This is a genomic window from Bradyrhizobium cosmicum, assembly GCF_032290525.1.
Lineage (GTDB): Bacteria > Pseudomonadota > Alphaproteobacteria > Rhizobiales > Xanthobacteraceae > Bradyrhizobium > Bradyrhizobium cosmicum_A.
In genome coordinates this window covers 174,823-192,954 of sequence record NZ_JASXTA010000010.1, presented here as the reverse complement: position 1 = coordinate 192,954, position 18,132 = coordinate 174,823, and the positions used below count along the sequence as shown (strand labels likewise).

19 protein-coding genes are annotated in these 18,132 nt (G+C 64.5%); 10 read left to right on the top strand and 9 right to left on the bottom strand.

The window, feature by feature from the left end; genetic code table 11:
- Nucleotides 1–134: 134 nt before the first annotated feature.
- The 8 genes from QSV46_RS19770 to QSV46_RS19735 all read right to left on the bottom strand — a co-directional run bounded on the left by QSV46_RS19770 (nt 135) and on the right by QSV46_RS19735 (nt 6,596).
- On the bottom strand, nt 135–1,025 hold the full coding sequence (locus QSV46_RS19770; RefSeq protein ID WP_314954998.1) for an AraC family transcriptional regulator: 891 nt from the start codon (nt 1,023–1,025) through the stop codon (nt 135–137).
- A 148-nt stretch (nt 1,026–1,173) separates the two neighbouring features.
- Nucleotides 1,174–1,902, bottom strand: coding sequence for an ABC transporter ATP-binding protein (locus QSV46_RS19765; RefSeq protein ID WP_314954996.1), 729 nt, complete (start codon nt 1,900–1,902; stop codon nt 1,174–1,176).
- A complete protein-coding gene (locus QSV46_RS19760; RefSeq protein ID WP_314954993.1) occupies nt 1,895–2,662 on the bottom strand; it encodes an ABC transporter ATP-binding protein in 768 nt (255 codons plus the stop codon). The genes QSV46_RS19765 and QSV46_RS19760 overlap by 8 nt, the downstream gene beginning before the upstream one ends.
- The gene (locus QSV46_RS19755; RefSeq protein ID WP_314954991.1) at nt 2,655–3,599 is read right to left on the bottom strand and encodes a branched-chain amino acid ABC transporter permease; all 945 of its coding nucleotides are present in this window, start codon (nt 3,597–3,599) and stop codon (nt 2,655–2,657) included. The genes QSV46_RS19760 and QSV46_RS19755 overlap by 8 nt, the downstream gene beginning before the upstream one ends.
- Nucleotides 3,596–4,513, bottom strand: a complete 918-nt coding sequence (locus QSV46_RS19750) for a branched-chain amino acid ABC transporter permease (protein ID WP_314954988.1) — start codon at nt 4,511–4,513, stop codon at nt 3,596–3,598. Before QSV46_RS19750 ends, QSV46_RS19755 begins: the two co-directional genes overlap by 4 nt.
- A gap of 392 nt (nt 4,514–4,905) precedes the next feature.
- Nucleotides 4,906–5,124 carry a hypothetical protein gene (locus tag QSV46_RS19745; RefSeq protein WP_314954986.1) on the bottom strand — a complete coding sequence of 73 codons (219 nt, stop codon included), beginning with the start codon at nt 5,122–5,124 and terminating at the stop codon, nt 4,906–4,908.
- A gap of 1 nt (nt 5,125) precedes the next feature.
- Nucleotides 5,126–5,785 carry an acyl-homoserine-lactone synthase gene (locus tag QSV46_RS19740; RefSeq protein WP_314954983.1) on the bottom strand — a complete coding sequence of 220 codons (660 nt, stop codon included), beginning with the start codon at nt 5,783–5,785 and terminating at the stop codon, nt 5,126–5,128.
- An 82-nt stretch (nt 5,786–5,867) separates the two neighbouring features.
- Nucleotides 5,868–6,596, bottom strand: coding sequence for a LuxR family transcriptional regulator (locus tag QSV46_RS19735; RefSeq protein ID WP_314954980.1), 729 nt, complete (start codon nt 6,594–6,596; stop codon nt 5,868–5,870).
- 167 nt (nt 6,597–6,763) lie between these two features.
- Between QSV46_RS19735 and QSV46_RS19730 the strand changes: the two genes are divergently transcribed.
- From QSV46_RS19730 to QSV46_RS19685, 10 genes are all read left to right on the top strand, one after another.
- Entirely contained in the window at nt 6,764–6,940 is a 177-nt protein-coding gene (locus QSV46_RS19730) for a hypothetical protein (protein ID WP_314954976.1), read from the top strand.
- A gap of 156 nt (nt 6,941–7,096) precedes the next feature.
- Nucleotides 7,097–8,035, top strand: a complete 939-nt coding sequence (locus QSV46_RS19725) for a LysR family transcriptional regulator (protein ID WP_314955231.1) — start codon at nt 7,097–7,099, stop codon at nt 8,033–8,035.
- A gap of 132 nt (nt 8,036–8,167) precedes the next feature.
- Nucleotides 8,168–9,046, top strand: a complete 879-nt coding sequence (locus QSV46_RS19720; protein ID WP_314954973.1) for a shikimate dehydrogenase — start codon at nt 8,168–8,170, stop codon at nt 9,044–9,046.
- Nucleotides 9,047–9,103: 57 nt separating this feature from the next.
- The gene (locus QSV46_RS19715; protein ID WP_314954970.1) at nt 9,104–10,234 is read left to right on the top strand and encodes an ABC transporter substrate-binding protein; all 1,131 of its coding nucleotides are present in this window, start codon (nt 9,104–9,106) and stop codon (nt 10,232–10,234) included.
- 102 nt (nt 10,235–10,336) lie between these two features.
- Nucleotides 10,337–11,212 carry a branched-chain amino acid ABC transporter permease gene (locus QSV46_RS19710; protein ID WP_314954967.1) on the top strand — a complete coding sequence of 292 codons (876 nt, stop codon included), beginning with the start codon at nt 10,337–10,339 and terminating at the stop codon, nt 11,210–11,212.
- Nucleotides 11,209–12,207, top strand: a complete 999-nt coding sequence (locus tag QSV46_RS19705) for a branched-chain amino acid ABC transporter permease (RefSeq protein WP_314954964.1) — start codon at nt 11,209–11,211, stop codon at nt 12,205–12,207. Before QSV46_RS19710 ends, QSV46_RS19705 begins: the two co-directional genes overlap by 4 nt.
- Complete coding sequence (locus QSV46_RS19700; RefSeq protein WP_314954962.1) at nt 12,204–12,947, top strand: ABC transporter ATP-binding protein; 744 nt, start codon at nt 12,204–12,206, stop codon at nt 12,945–12,947. Before QSV46_RS19705 ends, QSV46_RS19700 begins: the two co-directional genes overlap by 4 nt.
- Before the next feature lie 10 nt (nt 12,948–12,957).
- Nucleotides 12,958–13,695, top strand: coding sequence for an ABC transporter ATP-binding protein (locus tag QSV46_RS19695; protein WP_314954960.1), 738 nt, complete (start codon nt 12,958–12,960; stop codon nt 13,693–13,695).
- The gene (locus QSV46_RS19690; RefSeq protein ID WP_314954959.1) at nt 13,692–14,750 is read left to right on the top strand and encodes a Gfo/Idh/MocA family oxidoreductase; all 1,059 of its coding nucleotides are present in this window, start codon (nt 13,692–13,694) and stop codon (nt 14,748–14,750) included. Before QSV46_RS19695 ends, QSV46_RS19690 begins: the two co-directional genes overlap by 4 nt.
- On the top strand, nt 14,747–16,618 hold the full coding sequence (locus QSV46_RS19685; RefSeq protein ID WP_314954956.1) for a bifunctional sugar phosphate isomerase/epimerase/4-hydroxyphenylpyruvate dioxygenase family protein: 1,872 nt from the start codon (nt 14,747–14,749) through the stop codon (nt 16,616–16,618). Before QSV46_RS19690 ends, QSV46_RS19685 begins: the two co-directional genes overlap by 4 nt.
- A 190-nt stretch (nt 16,619–16,808) precedes the next feature.
- Here QSV46_RS19685 and QSV46_RS19680 read toward each other — a convergent pair whose 3' ends face one another.
- A complete protein-coding gene (locus tag QSV46_RS19680; protein WP_314954953.1) occupies nt 16,809–17,981 on the bottom strand; it encodes an ABC transporter substrate-binding protein in 1,173 nt (390 codons plus the stop codon).
- Between the last annotated feature and the right edge of the window lie 151 nt (nt 17,982–18,132).

Sequence of the window (18,132 nt, the reverse complement as noted above, 5' to 3'; positions counted from 1 at the left end):
CCGGGCGTCCGCCCGTCGCTGCGCTTCATCGTCGTCCCCGAGTTCCAGCTTTAAAACAACCCGGGAGTAACCAGATCGAGGCGCACGCCGCCTTTGCGCGCGCGCAAATCACCTTTGAGCGCACGTGGAGGCTTTCAAATTGACTGACAGTCGCTCGGCGAATGGCCAAAACGCCGGCGGAAGGCCGTGGCGAAATTGGCCGGATGGGCATAGCCGACCCGAAAGGCTGCCTCGGTGACCGACAACCGTTGATGAATCAGAAGGGCACGCGCGGCATCGAGCCGCCGGGCCCTCAAATAGTCGATCGCGCTTTCGCCATACGCCATCCGGAATTTCTGGATGAAGGACCGGCGGCCCAGCCCCGCGTTCCGCGCCAGTTCGTCGATGCTCCAGGGGTAGGCGAGATCGGCGTCGATCCGAGCCTTGACCGATTGCAACCGCATCCGCTGGAGATCGGCCGCCGGATCGGCCTCGATCCGGCCGCGCTCGCCGAACAAGGCGTGGACAACGATCTCGGCGGCATGCGCCGACAGCAACAATTGCGCCGCGGTGCCGGCGACCGGCGGCGAAAACATTTCCGCCGCGACGGCCTGTATGCGCGCAGATGCCGTCAGGGAGACGACGGCCGCACCGGCCTGATCGTTCTTGAACAGCGCCCGAAACGCGTCCCCGAGTCCAAGTCCGTCGATGGAAGCCTGGGGGAGCGCCAGGCCTATCGCGGGACGCTCCTCACACCGAACCGAACGTCTTGCCGCGACGGCTTCGCGCACGGCGATTGCCGTCATCTGTCTTTCAGCGCCGGGCGCACGCGTCGGAATGCCGCGGCTCGCGGCGTCGTCGAACGCAACGGAGATGAACAGGCCCGGCGCGGCGGCCGCGGGCCCGTCGGGGTCGGCTCGAAACTCACCCCTGACGAACACGCAGCCCGGGAAATCCAGCCATTGCGCTGCTGTCGAAGCGCCAGGCAGTGCGGAACCGATGTCGTCTCCAGGCCGTCCGACAATCTGATTGTAAAGGTCCCGCATTCCCATCCGCTTACGCCGCGACATTGACGGCTGGCGGCGGCGCACTCAAGGTCTCTGCGCGCAGTTTGGAGAGCTTCGAAACTGGATATGCGGAAACGATTCTGCGCGCGACGCGCCCAGCGCCGACGATGCGGCGGGCTGCGCTGCGTCAGATTCCCAGATATTTGTGCTGGAGATCCGGCTCCGCCATCAGCTCGTCCGACGTGCCGCTCCACACCGTCTTGCCGCGCTCGATGATATAGTGGCGGTCGCAGATGCGGGCGAGGTGGTCGACGTTCTTGTCGACGACCAGGATCGACTGTCCGCGGCTCTTGAGCAGCGACAGGCAATTCCAGATCTCTTCGCGGATCAGCGGCGCGAGGCCTTCGGTCGCTTCATCCAGGATCAGCAGTTTTGGATTGGTCATCAGCGCCCGGCCGATCGCGAGCATCTGCTGCTCACCGCCGGAGAGCTGGTTGCCCATGTTGGACGCGCGCTCGGCAAGGCGCGGAAACATCACGTAGATGGCGGCCAGCGTCCAGGGATTGGCGGCATCGAAGCGATCGGCGGCGGCCGCAACCAGATTTTCGCGCACGGTAAGGTTCGGGAAGATCTGCCGTCCCTCGGGGACGAGGCCGACGCCGAGCTGTGCAATCCGGTACGATGGCTGGGTCCGCGTCTCCGTACCCGCGAAGCGGATGCTGCCTGCCCGCGCTGGCGTGAGGCCCATGATGGAGCGGATGGTCGTGGTCTTGCCCATGCCGTTGCGGCCCATCAGCGAGACCATCTCGCCCGGCTTGATCGACAGCGACAGGCCGAACAGCACCTGGGACAGGCCGTAGCAGGTCTCGATGCCGTCGACGTCAAGCAGCGTGTCAGCCTTCGCATTTTCAGCCATGGTGCGTCACCACATGCTGGTCGCCGAGATAGGCGCGCCTGACGTCCTCGTTGGCGCGGATCGCGGCCGGATCGCCCGAGGCAATGACGCGGCCATAGACCAGCACCGTGATGCGGTCGGCGAGCGCGAACACCGCGGGCATGTCGTGCTCGACCAGCACGATCGAGACCTCCTTGCGCAGCTCCTGAAGCAGTTGCACCATGCGCTGGGATTCGGTGACGCCGAGGCCGGCCATCGGCTCATCGAGCAGCAGCAGCTTCGGCTTGCTGGCAAGCGCCACCGCAAGCTCGATCTGGCGTCGCTCGCCATGGCTGAGCCTGGACACCAGGACATCGGCGCGGTGCAACAGGCCGACGCGGTCGAGCGCGGCGTGGGCGGCATCGCGCAGGCCCTTCTCCTTGCGCGCATTGGCGAAGAAGCGGAACGAGGTGCCGGCATGCGCCTGCGCCGCCAGCGCGACGTTGTCGGCGGCGGTGAAGTCGAGCAGCAGCGAGGTGATCTGGAACGAACGTGCGAGGCCCAGCGCGCAGCGGCGATAGGCCGGCAAATAGGTGATGTCGCGCCCGCCCAGCGAGACGCTGCCGGAGTGCGGCTCGAGATGCCCCGTGAGCTGGCTGATCAGCGTGGTCTTGCCGGCGCCGTTCGGGCCGATGATGGCGTGCAGCTCGCCGCTAGCGACGTCGAGCGAGACGTTGTCGGTCGCAATGATGCCGCCGAAGCGGCGCACCAGCTTTTCGACGCGGAGCAAGGGTTCAGCCACGGTTGAGCCTCCCGAGCATGCCCATGATGCCGCCGCGCCCGAACAGCACGACCAGCAGCAACAGCGGCCCCATGATCAGCGCCCAATATTCGGTGATCTGCGACAAGAACTCTTCCAGCAGCAAAAACACCACCGCGCCCATGACCGGGCCGAACAGCGAGCCCATGCCGCCCAGGATCACCATCACCATCAGGTCGCCGGAGCGCGTCCAGTACATCATTGCCGGGCTGACGAAATCGGTATTGTTGGCGAGCAGTGCGCCGGCAAGGCCGCACATCATGCCCGAGATGACGAAGCAGACCAGCTGGTAGCGCTTGGCGGGGAAGCCGATCGCCTGCATGCGCTGCTCGTTGGAGCGCAGGCCCTGCACCACGAGACCAAAGCGCGAATTGACGATGCGCCAGATCAGGAAGAGGACGCCGAACAGACATGCGAGGCAGAGATAATAGAACTGCGTGCGGTTCGACAGGTTGATCAGCCCGGAGAAATCGCTGCGCTTGTAGACGGTGAGGCCGTCATCGCCGCCGTAACGCGCCAGCCCCGAGGCGACGTAATAGGCCATCTGCGCGAAGGCGAGCGTGATCATGATGAAATAGACGCCGCGCGTGCGCAAGGAGAGCGCGCCGATCACCAGTGCATAGAGCGCCGACGCCGCCAGCGCGACCGGAAACTGGATGAAGCCGCTTCCGACGCCTTCCTGGGCGAGCATACCGACGGCGTAGCCGCCGATGCCGAGATAGGCGGCGTGGCCAAAGCTCATCATGCCGCCGAAGCCCATGATGAGGTTGAGGCTCGCGGCGGCCAGCGCCAGGATGACGATACGGGTGAGCAGCGTCAGGATGAAGACGTTGCCGCTCAGCTGCGAATACAGCGGCAGCAGCACGAGGCCCGCCAGCATCAGGGCCGTGACGGCCTTGCTCACAGTCAAAGCCTTCATCGACGGTTGGCCGGAAACAGCCCCTCCGGCCGCACCACCAGCACGATCGCCATCAACAGGTAGATCAGCATGGACGACAGCGCGGGCGCGGCGGTGGAGGCGGCGGCGCCGCTCAGCACCTGCCGCAGCAGGTTCGGCAGGAAGGCACGGCCGAGCGTGTCGATCATGCCGACGAAGATCGCGGCGAGGAACGCGCCGCGGATCGAGCCGATGCCGCCGATCACGATGATGACGAAGGCGAGGATCAGGATGTTCTCGCCCATGCCGATCTGCACGGTGAGGATCGGCGCCTGCATCAGCCCGGCTAACCCTGCGAGCGCCGCGCCGAGGCCGAACACCAGCGTGTAGAGCAGCTTGATGTTGATGCCGAGCGCGCCGATCATCTCGCGGTTGGAGGCGCCGGCCCGGATCAGCATGCCGATGCGGGTGCGCATCACGCCGAGATAGAGCAACAGCGCGACCAGCAGCGCCACCACGATGATGGCGAGACGATAGGCGGGATAGTGGATGCCGGGCAGGATCGGCACCGGCACGGTGAGCCAGGCCGGCAGCGGCAGCGCGAGGCCGGCCGGGCCCCAGATCAACCGCACGGCCTCATTGAAGAACAGGATCAGGCCGAAGGTCGCGAGCACGTGGTCGAGATGGTCGCGGCCGTAGAGATGCCGCAACGCGCCCATCTCGAGCACGATGCCGAGCACCAGCGTCGCACCGAGCGCCAGCAGCGCACCGAGCAGAAAGCTGCCGGTCCAGGCCGCGAAGGTCGCGGCGAAATAGGCGCCCATCATGTAGAGCGAGCCGTGCGCGAGGTTGACGAGATCCATGATCCCGAACACCAGCGTCAGGCCGGCGGCGAGCAGGAACAGCAGCAGGCCGAATTGCAATCCGTTCAAGAACTGTTCGACGACGAGCAGCATCAAGACTCTTTCAGGCGCACGCAGGTTCGCGCCGATGTTCGAGCACGGTCGCCATCAGTGAAAGAGCTCCCCCTGCCTCTACAAGGCGGAAAAATGGGTAATGGCAGTATCGTTCCGAGGCAAGAGCGATTCGACACCAAACATGCACTTTGTTGCATGCCAATGCATGCGGTCCAATTGACCCTGCAAGAAGGCTGCCGTGCGGGATGGGTCAACCTGCCGCACCCAAACGATTACCCTCCCCGCGGCTGGCCGTGGGGAGGGTCCGAACGTCGTCAGAGATAAAGGATGCGTCTAGAGCTCCATTCCAATGGAATCGGAATGGAGCTCTGGATTTTTATTTTGACGCGTTTTCTTGACGCGAACCGGTCTCCACTTCGCTCGAAAACGCTTTAGTGCGACGTCATCTGCCGGGGAAGATCATCCGGCTCGGCAAGCATGCTGTTGGCCGTCGAGGCCTCCAGCGCCGCCATCCGGAATAGATAGGCGAGCGTCGCCAATCCGGTGTCTTCAGCCATCTGCGCCAGCTCGAGCGCCATGTCGGACATGTAGCCGAGATTCTCGTCCTTGATCTGCGCCATGATCTGGCTGTCCCGCATCATATTCGACATCTCAGGCGCTCTTTCGTTGCGCGGCAGCAAGGCCGCAGAGGTTGGCACGGGCGACGGCGTCCAGACGTGGGCCGTCCTGTTGCACGATCGAAGCCATGCCGATGCGATCATGCAGGGCATGGACCGTCTGCTCGCGAACGTCGATGATCGCGGCCATCGTCCAGGCATCCTCGACCAGGGCCGGCAGCCCGAGCGGAGTCACGACGAAGCCGGCCTCGTGAAAGCGCGGCAGCCACCAGGTTTCCATGATCGCGCTGACCTGCGCGATACCCTGGCCGAGGCAGAACTCCTGCACCGCCGCCATCAGTTGCAGATTGAGCGCGCCGTCGCGGCGATCACGGACGACGAAATAGCGCGACCATTCCCAGATCAGGGGATCCGAAGGGCAGCCGCGAACCGACGCCAGATGCGGGAAGACCTCGCTCATCATCGAGGGCTTGGTGGTGGGATAGAGCCGGTGACCGCCGACGACGCGCCGGCCCTCCAGCGCCAGCAGATAGACGGTATCCTCGTCGTCGTAGGAATCGATCTCGCGGCGATCAGGCCGACGCAGGGTCTCCCAGCGTCGCTCCTCGACGAAGATGTCGTGGCGCAACCGGAAGTGCTGTTCGAGTACGTCTTCGTAAAGGTGGCGATTGACTGCAGAAATTGCGTGAATCATGAAAACCCCCATTCAGCCGAATGGGGGGCAGAATCTGCCAAAAGATGCAGGTTCGATATTGGGAAATTTCCCAGTATGTCGCTTAGGGGGCGATGATCTTGTGGCGAATCGCCAGTGCCACCGCATGCGTACGGTTGACCGCGCCGAGCTTGCGCGCAGCAGTTGCAAGATGTTCTTCGGCCGTGCGCTGCGTGATGTTGAGGATCTCGCCGATTTCCCAGGCCGACTTGCCTTGCGAGGCCCAGGCAATCACCTCGCGCTCGCGCGGGGTGAGGCGCGTCGACTGACGCGGCGTCGGATCGAGCAGACGGCGAATGTGATCGAAGCCGTACATCGCCATCAGGTGCAGCGCCGGCTTGCTGCGGGGATTGAGGTCGAGATGGACGCCGCCGAGCGACACTGCAGCCTCATAGCCGGTGAGCCCGTGGATCGGCACGATGAAGCCGCGCGACATGCCAAAATCGCCGGCGCGGTTCATCACCTCGGCCGCGGTCGGCTCGAGTTCGGCATCGTATGGCGCTTCCGACCATTCGAAGGGGTTGACCGACTGGCGGCACAGCCGCACCACCGGATCGAAGCGATCATAGTTGTTTTGCGTGTAGAGACTGAACCAGCCCGCCGGCCAACGCTTGGCGAGCACCATCTGCGCAAATCGCTGGTCGGGATTGGGCAGCCCCGTCACGATGATGGTTTCGAAGCCGAAGCGGCCAAAGGCCGTTTCGAGCGCATGCATGGCGTCGGGCACCTTGCGATAGGTCCCGAGGCCCTCGATGAAGTCGAGCGCTTCCCGGCCATAATCCACGGCGGACATCAGTGCGTTTCCTGCCCCTCGATGTCCGGTATAGCACGTCTTTGGCGACTGCCTCAATTCACCGCTTCCGTAGTTTTCCGGTATCCCATTGACCCCGAAGATTTAATCTACTTGTGGAAGAAGTGACGTCACGATACACCTAGGACGTCTGAAGCGGGAACACCACGATGCAAGATGAGGACATGGCCCTCAACAGCGTGCTCGGCCTGGAACTCAACCGCGTGTTTTTCGCCGTCCGTGAAACGGCAAACAAGCAGAAGATCATCGAGTTCGCGCGCGAGGTGCTGCGGAGCGAGCGCACCAAGCCGGTCGATAGCGTTTCGCCGGAAGGACCGGCGAGCTAGTACGCGTTGCAGCAAACGACGCCGATGCAACGACTCTCGCAAAGCTGCCCTCCCCTTCGAGCGCGCCGATCTTGGTCGAAACGCATACTTGTCGCTGGATGACATCGCATCTCTCGTGAGATGATCGGCATTACGATCGTTTCGGATGCCCACGACATGATGACGCTGCGCCAGGTGGAAGTAATCCGGGCCGTGATGGTGACGGGCACCATTGGCGGCGCGGCGAAGCTGCTCAACGTATCGGCGCCGGGGATCAGCCGCCTCGTCAAATACACCGAGCGCTCGCTCGGCATCCGCTTCTTCCAGCGCCAGAACGGGCGTTATTTCCCGACGCCGGAAGCCGAGAACATCTTCGAGCAGATCAACGGGGTCTACAAGAAGGTCGACGATCTCTCCGAGCTCATCTCCAAGATCGGTCGCGGCGGATTGTCGGAGCTGCGCATCGGCTCGGTGCCGAGCATCTCGCAGGTGATGGTGCCGCGCGCGATCGAGCGCGTCCGCCGCCGCTATCCCGATCTCGGCATCGACATCAACATCCTCAAGATCGAGGAAGCCATCGACTATCTCATGCTCGGCCGCGGCGAGTGCGTCGCGATGAGCTACCGGCTGGAGCATTCCGGGCTCGACTTCATGCCGCTCGCCTCCGGCGAGCTCTATTGCATCGTGCCGCCCGGCCACGCGCTCGCCGGCCGCAAGCAGGTCTCCGCCGCCGAGATCACGCGCTATCCACTGATCGGCATCGATCCGAATGATCCCTACGGACGGATCATGGCCGAGATCTTTGCGCGCAACCGGCTCGACTACAACATCACCATCCGCGCGCGCTTCGGCACCACGGTCTGCGCGCTGGTGAAGGCGGGGCTCGGCATCGCCATCATCGACCAGTTCACGGTGGCCCATGGCGGCTACCCCGGGATCGAGCTGTTGAAGATCACCGAGCCGACGCGGTTCGACACCTATATCGCGGTGAAGCGCGGCGCGCCGCTGTCGCTGCATGTCGAGTATTTCATCGAGTCCCTGCGCGCCGAGATGCGCGCGGTCGAGCCGTCCCGCGGCAACGGCAAGGCCGCCCCGGCACGTGGGCGGAAGAAATAACATTATGTTAGGTTTGCCCGATAAATGGGTAATTGTGTTAGGCGAAGGAAAGGCTATCGTCGCACTTGGAATTGCGTGCATTTCGCGGCTAATGACCGGAAATCACCGCTCACCATCAGGCGATAGTCGATTATGTCAAAGCGCGGACCTGCCGCACCCAAGAAGCTCCTGACCGGCCTGATCGGGGCACCGATCGCGCATTCCGCGTCCCCCGCCATGCACGAGCGCGCCGCCGAGGCGCTGGGCCTGCGCGGCCATTACCAGCTCATCGAGGTCGCCGGCGCCGACGCGGCCGGGCTCCGCCTGATGCTCGAGGGCGTGCGGCGGCTGGGCTTTGCCGGCGTCAACGTCACCTACCCCTACAAGGAAGCGGTGGTGCCGCTGCTCGACGCGCTGGCGCCGGGCGCCGCCGCGATGGGCGCGGTCAACACCGTGGTCGTCAGGGACGGCCGGCTGACCGGCCACAACACCGACACCACCGGTTTTGCGCGCGCCGTGGCGCCGCTGCTGGCGCCATCCGGCAACGCGGTGGCCGTGATCGGCGCCGGCGGCGTCGGCAAGGCGATCGCGTTCGCACTGGCGAGCCTGGACGTGACCGACATCCGCATCTTCGACAGCGAGCCGGCGCGCGCCGAGAAACTCGCTTCGCTGCTCGCGAAGCAGGGCGGCGCGCGGGTGGCGGGGAGCGTCGAGGACGCGCTCGACGGCGCCACCGGCCTCGTCAACGGCACGCCGGTCGGCATGCTGCCGAACCGCGGCATGCCAGTCCCGGCCACGTTGCTGCACGACAGACTGTGGGTCGCCGACGCCGTCTATTCACCGCTGATCACACCGCTGCTCGCCGCGGCACAGGGGCGCGGCGCGCGGATCATGACCGGGCGCGAGCTTGCGATCTACCAGGCGGCCGACGCCTTCGAACTGTTCACGGGCCTTGCTCCATCGACCGAGATCATGGGAGAGGCTTTCGACGGAGTGATGGCGGCACGAAGTTCGACCTATCACGCAGCGTAACCGAAGCGGCCGGACACAAGGCCGCGGACAACATCAACGCAAATGGGAGGAGAGACCATGAAATCGACTATTCTGGCAGGCGCGCTGCTTGCCCTCGCGACTGCAACCAGCGTCCACGCCCAGGCGATCAAGCTCGCCAACGTCGCCGAGCTTTCGGGCGGCGGCGCCACCGTCGGCACCAACTGGAAGAACGGCATAGACCTCGCCATCGAGGAGATCAACGCCAAGGGCGGCGTGCTCGGCCGCAAGCTCGAGGTCACCCATGCCGATTCGCAATCGAACCCCGGCGTGGCGCGCGCGCAGGTGCAGAAGGCGCTCGATGCCGAGCCCTATGTGCTGCTCGGGCCCGGTTATTCCGGTTCGGTGAAGGTCACCGCGCCGCTCGCGGCCGAGGCCGGCATCGCGCAGATCATGGGCGGCGAGGCCGCCGAATTGACGCAAGCCGGCAACAAGTTCCTGTTCCGCACCTCGTTCGGCCAGCAGTCCTCAATGCCGAAGGTCGCCAAATACATCCACGACGAGATGAAGGCAAAGACGGTCGCGGTGGTCTGGGTCAACAATGATTTCGGCCGCGGCGGTCGCGACGTCGTCGTCAAGGAGCTCGACCGGCTCGGCTCCAAGGTGGTCGCCGATCTCTCGACCGAAGCGGGCCAGGCCGATTTCGCCGCCGACGTCGGCAAGATCAAGGGCGCCAATCCCGATGCCGTGTTCGTCTATCTCAACGAAGAAGAGAGCGCGCGCATCCTGAAGGAGCTGAAGCGCCAGGGCGTTACCGCGCCGCTGATGGGCGAGACCACGCTGATCGGCCAGAAGGTGATCGAGCTCGCCGGCGATGCCGCCAACGGCGCGCGCGGCCATGTCGGTCTCACCACCGATGCGCCGGTCGACCTGATCAAGGCGTTCCGCGAGAAGTTCTCCAAGAAGTACAATTACGTGCCTGACCATAACGGCCTGAAGGGCTACCTCGCCGTCTACATGGTGAAGGCCACCACCGAGAAGATGGGCAAGGTCGATTCCAAGGCGTTCGCCGACACGCTGCACGGCCTGACCATCAAGGCCACCGAGGAGCCGGGCATCCTGATGGACGTCACCTTCAGCGAGACCGGCGACATCGACCGCCAGAGCTTTCTGGTCGAGGTGGTCGAAGGCAAGCAGGTCGTGAAGCAGGTGCTGCCCAAGGTGAAGTGAGACGCTTCCTTCGCTCCCTCTCCCCGCTCTTCGCGGGGAGAGGGAGCGATAGACCTGAATTCGCGTCGAGTTCACTCGGGCTCTAACGGTCAAAGAGAACCCATGTCCAACCTGTTCGATCTTCTGGTCGCGGGACTTGCCACTGGCGCGATCTATGCGCTGGTCGCGGTCGGCTTCACGCTGCTGTGGCAGACCTCACAGACCATCAATTTCGCCCAAGGCGAGTTCGTGATGCTGCCGGCGTTCCTGATGCTGGCGGCGATGCATGCCGGCGCACCGTTCTGGCTCGCGATCATCCTCGGCATGCTCTTGTCGATGCTTCTGCTCGGCCTCGCCTTCAAGATGCTGCTGGTCGACCCAATGATGCGCCACGGCGTGCTGCCGCTGGCGATCGCCACCATGGCGCTGGCGATCGGTCTCAAGGAGGCCGTCAAACAATTCTTCAGCGCCGAAGCCTCGCCGTTCCCGTCGATCGTGCCGACCGGCGACGTCTCCATCCTCGGCTACGCCGTCTCGCTGCAAAGCATCGGCGTTCTCGTCCTCGCCATCCTTGCTGTCTTCGGCCTGACCGCGCTTCTCAACCGCACCTCGCTCGGCCACCAGATGCAGGCGGCCGCGCAGAACCCGACGGTGGCCCGCATCATCGGCGTGCCGGTCGAGCGCATGATCCTGCTGACGTTCCTGATCAACGCGTTCCTGGTCGCGCTGGCCTCGCTGCTGATCACGCCGATCTACCTTGCGAAGTTCTCGTCCGGCGAAGTGCTCGGCCAGGCCGCTTTCATCGCGGCCATCGTCGGCGGCTTCAACCAGGTGCGCGGCGCGATTGCCGGCGGCCTGCTGATCGGCGTGCTCGATAACCTCGCAGCGTCCTATGTCTCGACGCAATATCGCGCGGCGGTGCCGCTGATCTTCCTGATCCTTGTCATCCTGTTCCGGCCGCAAGGGTTGCTCGGCCGCGCCGAGGAGCGCACGGTATGAGCGGCTTCGCCAAACCGTTGAAGATCGCGCTCAGCCTTGCCGTCATCGCCGCGCTGATCATCGTCCCCATGAACTTCAACCGCTACGGCCTGTTCATCCTGAGCCAATGGGCCGTGATGAGCATCGCCGCGATGGGGCTCAACCTCACGCTCGGCTATGCCGGCCAGGTCTCGCTGGCGCAGGGCGCCTTCGTCGGTATCGGCGCCTATGCGGCGGCGATCATGACCACGCATGGCTGGCCGCTGCCGGCGGCGATCGTGGTCGCCATTGTGCTGAGCTTTGCGGTCGGCTGGGTGCTGGGTTATCCCGCGCTACGCGTGCAGCATCATTATCTCGCCTTCGTCACGCTGGCCTTCTCCACCCTCGCCTTCCTAGTGTTCCGCAACGAGAGCTGGCTCACCGGCGGCATCTACGGCATCGCCAACATTCCGCGGCCGCACATTTTCGGGCTCGCGACCAACAAGCCGCTGCCGTTCTACTACGTCTGCCTCGGCGTGCTCGCGATCGTGTCGTTGGCGGTGTGGTGGCTGATCCGGTCGCCCTGGGGCCGGGCCTTCATGGCGCTGCGGGAAAACCCGCTGCGCGCGCAATCGCTCGGCGTCGACACCCGCCGCTACACGCTGATGGCGTTCGCGATCGGCTCTGCGCTCGGCGGCGTCGCGGGGGCTCTCTATGCGCCGCTGACGCAATATATCGATCCGGTGCCGTTCAACCTGTCGCTCTCGCTCGACCTCTTGATGATGGTGATCGTCGGCGGCGCCGGCTTCTATTTCGGCCCGTTCCTGGGCGCGATGATTGCGGTGCTGCTGCCGGAATGGCTGCGCTTCACCGAGGGTTATTATCTGATGCTCTACGCGGTCGCGGTGATGCTGCTGCTGATCTGGTCACCGAGCGGCATTCTGGGCATCCTCGACCGCTACCTGGCCGAGCGTCGCACCAAGGCGGCCTCCGCGTTGCGCGCGGTCGCAAAATCCCGGCTGGAGACGGCGCAATGAGTGCGGTGCTCGAAGTCACTGGCATCAAGAAGAACTTTGGCGGCATCAGCGCCGTCGACGGCGTCAGCTTCGACGTGCGCGAGGGCGAGATTCTCGGCCTGATCGGACCGAACGGTTGCGGCAAGTCTACGCTGTTCAACTGCATCCTCGGCCAGCTCACGCCATCGGGCGGCGAGGTCAAGCTCGACGGCAAGGTCGTCACCGGCCTGCGGCCCGCCGAACTCAACAAGCTCGGGGTCAGCCGCACCTTCCAGCTGTTGCAGGTCTTCCCAAAACTCTCGGTGCGCGAGAACCTGATCCTCGCGGGACAGGAGCACCAGGGCAACATGGCCTCGCGTCTGGTCGGCCGCTCCGATGCGGGGCTGACCGAGGCCGCCAACCGGATGATCGGCTTCTTCAAGCTCGATCATCTCGCCGCCGAGCCGGCCGGCGGCCTGTCCTACGGTCAGCAGAAGCTGCTCGATGCCGCCATGGCGTTCATGGGCGGACCGCGCCTGGTGCTGCTCGACGAACCCGCCGGCGGCGTCAACCCGTCGATGCTGTCGGACCTGAAGGACCGGCTGGTCGCGATCAACCGCGAGAAGAACGCCACCTTCGTCGTGATCGAGCACAACATGGAGTTCGTGATGTCGCTGTGCTCGCGCGTGATGGTGATGGCGGAAGGCAAGGTGCTGGCGATGGGACGGCCGGATGAAGTGCGCAAGAACCCAGCCGTGATCGAAGCCTATCTCGGACATTAGGAAACGAGCCATGAGCGACCCGATCCTCTCGGTTCACAATCTCGTCGGCGGCTACGGCAAGATGACGATTTTGAACGGCACCACATTTTCTGTGCCGGCGGCCACGATCACCACCATCATCGGCCCGAATGGCGCCGGCAAGTCGACCGTGTTCAAGGCGATCTTCGGCCTGTTGAAGCTGCGCGAGGGCAAGATCAGCTTCGCGGGCCGCGACGTCACGAATTTGAGCCAGCGCACGCTGCTCAATGCCGGCATCTGCTACGTGCCGCAGGGCCGTAACATCTTTCCGGAGCTGTCGGTGCGTCACAATATCGAGCTCGGCGGCGTTTCGGCTGGCAAGGGTATCGATCTGCCGAGGCGGATCGAGGCGGCACTCGACCTGTTCCCGGCGCTGCGGCGGAAATCGACGCAGCAGGCTTCCACGCTGTCCGGCGGCGAGCAGAAGCAGCTCGAGATAGCCCGCTCGCTGCTGCTCGAACCGAAGCTCATGCTGGTCGACGAGCCCTCGATCGGCCTGTCGCCGCTGATGGTGCAGCAGACTTTCGACATCCTCAAAGGCTTGCGCGATCGCGGCGTCACCATCCTGATGATCGAGCAGAACGCGCGCTCGGCGCTGGAGATTTCCGACATCGGCATCGTGCTCGAGCTCGGCCAGACCCGCATGGTCGACGGCGCAAAGCGTATCCTGAACGATCCGCGAATCGGCCAGCTCTTCCTCGGCGGCGCGATGGAGGAGAGTGCGGCATGAGCGCGCAAATGCGCATCGGCGTTGTCGGCGCCGGCCTGATCGGCCGCCGCCATGTGGAATTGATCGCGGCGTCGCCGGATTGCGTGCTGGCCGGCATCGCCGATCCATCACCCGCCGCGAGGGATCATGCGCTGGCGCACGGCGTGCCCTGCTACGCGGACCATCGCGCGCTGCTGGCGCAGGAAAAACCCGACGGGCTCGTCATCGCATCGCCCAACACGCTGCACCTGCCCATGGCGCTCGACTGCGCAGAAGCCGGCGTGCCGGCACTGATCGAGAAGCCGGTGACCGAGACGGTTGCCGCTGCGCAGCGCCTGTGCGCCGCGGTGAGGCGCACCGGCGTGCCGATGCTGGTCGGCCATCACCGGCGGCATAATCCGATCATCAAGGCCGCCCGCGACACGGTGGCGGCCGGCAGGATCGGCCAGCTCACCGCGGTGGTCGGACTCTGGCTCCTGAAGAAGCCCGACGACTATTTCGAAGTTGCCTGGCGGCGCGAGCAAGGCGGCGGGCCGCTGCTGATCAATCTGATCCACGACATCGACAATCTCCGTTTCATCTCCGGCGAGATCGTCGAGGTGCAGGCGCTGACGTCAAACAAGGTGCGGGGCTTTGCGGTCGAAGACACAGCCGCGCTGCTATTGCGCTTTGCCAATAGCGCGCTGGGAACGGTCACCGTCTCCGATGCGACGCCCGCGCCGTGGAGCTGGGAGCTGACCGCGGGCGAGAACACGGTCTACCCCAGGCAGGACCAACCCTGTTACGTCTTCGCCGGCACCGAGGGGTCGCTGTCGGTGCCGACCATGGAACTTTGGTCCTATCCACAGCGCGCGGGCTGGCACGCGCCGCTGTCGCGCAACCCCGTCGAACGCGCGGGAGCCGATCCGCTTGTCGAGCAGCTCCGGCATTTCCTCGCCGTGATCGCGGGCCGCGAGCAGCCGTTGGTCTCGGTCGAGGACGCGATGGGCACGCTCGCCGTCGTCGAGGCTGTCGGCGAGGCCGCACGCACGGGGCACGCGATATCGCCCGGCCGGATCATGGAGCAGGCAGCATGAACAAGCGTTCGATCGCAACGGTCTCCCTCTCTGGCGCGCTTGACGAGAAGCTCCGCGCCATCGCATCGGCCGGCTTCGACGCGGTCGAGATCTTCGAAAACGATTTGCTGTCGTTCGGTGCAAGCCCGCGCGAGGTGGCGCAGCTCTGCAAGGACCTCGATCTGGAAATCTGCACATTCCAGCCGTTCCGCGATTTCGAGGGCATGCCGGAGCCGCAGCGTGCGCGCAACTTTGCCCGCGCCGAACGGAAATTCGACCTGATGCAGGAGCTTGGCACCGACCTGCTGCTCATTTGCTCCAATGTCTCCCCCAGCTCGCTCGGCGGCATCAACCGCGCCGCGGACGATTTTCGCGAGCTCGGCGAGCGCGCGGCCAAACGCGGTTTGCGCGTCGGTTACGAGGCGCTGGCCTGGGGACGCCACGTCAACGACTACCGCGATGCCTGGGAGATCGTGCGGCGCGCCGATCATTCCGCGATCGGAATCGTCCTCGACAGTTTTCACGCGCTGGCACCGGGCTTTCCGGTTCGCGCGATGGCCTCGATCCCCGGCGACAAGATCTTTCTGGTGCAGCTCGCCGACGCGCCGAAGCTCGAGCTCGACATCCTGTCGTGGAGCCGGCACTTCCGCTCCTTCCCCGGCCAGGGCGATTTGCCGGTCATCGAGTTCATGGCAGCGATCGCCGCGACCGGCTATGCCGGTCCGCTGTCGCTGGAGATCTTCAATGACCAGTTCCGCGCCGGCTCGGCCGCTCAGACCGCTGTCGATGGACTGCGCTCGCTGATCCTGCTGGAGGACCAGCTCGCACCGGATTGGCCGAAGTTTGCCGGCGAGCCCCTGGCCCCGAAGGCCAAGAGCCGCGGCACCGGCTTCATCGAGTTTGCCGTCAACGAGACCAAGGCCGGCGAACTGGCCCGCCTGTTCGCGCAGCTCGGATTCCGCAAGACCGGCAGGCATCGCAGCAAGGCGGTCGAGCGCTGGTCGCAGGGCAAGGTCGAGCTCGTCATCAACTGCGAGACCGACGGCTTTGCGCATTCGCACTACGTCACGCACGGCCCCGGCGTCTGCGCCATTGCGCTCGATGTCGACAATGCGGGCCTCGCCATGCAGCGCGCCGAGTCACTGAAGACGCGCACTTTCTACCAGCCGGTCGGTCCGGGCGAATTGGAGATCCCCGCGATTCACGGCGTCGGCGGCAGCCTGCTTTATTTCCTCGATCAGGCCGGCAAGAACTGGGACACCGATTTCGAACCGGTCGCAAGCGACGCGAACGGAGACGCGCTGCTGGCCGTGGATCACATCGCGCAGTCGATGCCCTATGACGAGATGCTGTCCTGGCTGTTGTTCTACACCGGCATTCTCGACCTGACGCGGCTGCCGCAGATGGAGATCGCCGACCCCAGGGGCCTGGTGCAGAGCCAAGCCGTCATCAACGCCGGCCAGAGCCTGCGCTTCGTACTCAACGGCTCCTCCGCCAACCGCACGCTGCCGGCGCGCTTCATCTCGGAGTTCTTCGGCTCAGGCGTGCAGCACGTCGCGTTCTCGTGCCGCGACATCTTTGCGACGGTCGCCGAGATGCGCAAGCGCGGCGCGGACTTCCTCGATATTCCGGACAATTACTACGACGACATCGAAGCGAAGTACGACCTCGCGCCCGAATTGATGGCGCAGCTGCGCGCCAACCACATCCTCTACGACCGCGAGGGCGACGGCGAATTCTTCCAGGTCTACACGCACATTTTCGACGAGCGCTTCTTCTTCGAGATCGTGGAGCGCAGGAATTATCAGGGATTTGGCGCGGCCAATGCCGGCATCAGGCTCGCAGCGCAGGCCCGCGAAGTGCGCCCCGCGAGCATGCCGCGGGTGTAGCTCTGCCCACGCCGTCATTGCGAGCGCAGCGAAGCAATCCAGAACTCCTCCGCGGAAAGACCCTGGATTGTTCGCAATGACGGAAGGGAGGAGATTCCGTCAATCCAATCGACAGAACCCCTTCCCCTCACCCCAACCCTCTCCCCGTAGGAACGGGGAGAGGGAGAGGAGAGAGTGCGCTCAATCAGCCTCACTTCATCGGGCACTTGTCGTGGAAGCGGTCCTGATCGTTCTCCACGATCGTCGCGACCGTCTTCAGGGACAGCTGGCCCTCGGCATCCTTCACCACGTCCTGGAGATAGAAGCTCTGAACCGGGATGTGGTTGTTGCCGTATTTGAACGCACCGCGCAGCGACTTGAAGTTGGCCTTCTCCATCTCGACCTTCATCGCGTCCTTCTTGCTGGTGTCGCCCTTCACCGCGATCACCGCGCTGTTGATCAGCTGGGCCGCATCATAGGCTTGCGCGCCGTAATAGGTCGGACGCAGGCCGGGGTACTTCTTGCGATAGTCGGCGACGAAGCGCTTGTTCTGCTCGTTGGGGAGGTCGTTGACCCATTCCTGCGCGCCGGGAACCCCGAGCGCGTTCTCCTTCTGCAGCGGCAGCGAGAGCTCGTCGACGGTGAACGCCGTATAGAGCGGCATCGTGCTCTTCAGGCCCGCCTGCGTGTATTGATTGAGGAACTGCACGCCGGCGGCGCCGGGATAGAACACGAAGATCGACTCGGCACCGGAGGCGCGCGCCTTGGAGAGTTCGGCGGAGAAGTCGAGCTGGCTCGGCCAGACCGTGTATTCCTCGCCCTTGACCTCACCCTTGAAGGTGCTCTTCACGCCCGCGAGCATGTCCTTGCCGGCCGCGTAGTTCGGCCCAATCAGGAACACGCTCTTGACGCCCTTCTGGTTCATGTAGAGGCCCATCGCCGCGGGCGTCTGGTCGTTCTGCCAGGAGGTCGAGAACACGTAAGGCGAGCAAAGCTCGCCGGCGAGCTGCGACGGGCCGGCATTGGCCGAGATCAGGAAGGTCTTGGAGTCCACCGCGGTCTTGAGCGAGGCCAGCAGCACGTTCGACCAGATGTAGCCGACGATGAAATCGACCTTGTCGGACTGCACCAGCTTCTCGGTCTTCTGCTTGCCGACATCGGGCTTCTGCCCGTCGTCCTCGTAGATCACCTCGACCGGCTTGCCATCCATCTTGCGGCCGATATGATCCAGCGCGAGCTCGAAGGAGTTGCGCATGTCGTTGCCGATCACGGCGGTCGGGCCGCTGAAGGTCGAAACGAAGCCGATCTTGATGGTGTCGCCGGCGACTGCCGGATTTGCCAGCACCAGCGCCGCTGCGCCTGCCAGCCAGAATGCCGTCCTCATATCCACTCCCCTCCTTATTATTGATCCCGAAGCGAGGTGATCGCCGCTCCGGGTCGTCTCCATTGAACGCAAAATCTATCGCGCCGCCAATGGCTCAGCGCCTGCCCCTGCACCATATTTCGCCCCCATCGGGGATAGCAAGAAATATAAT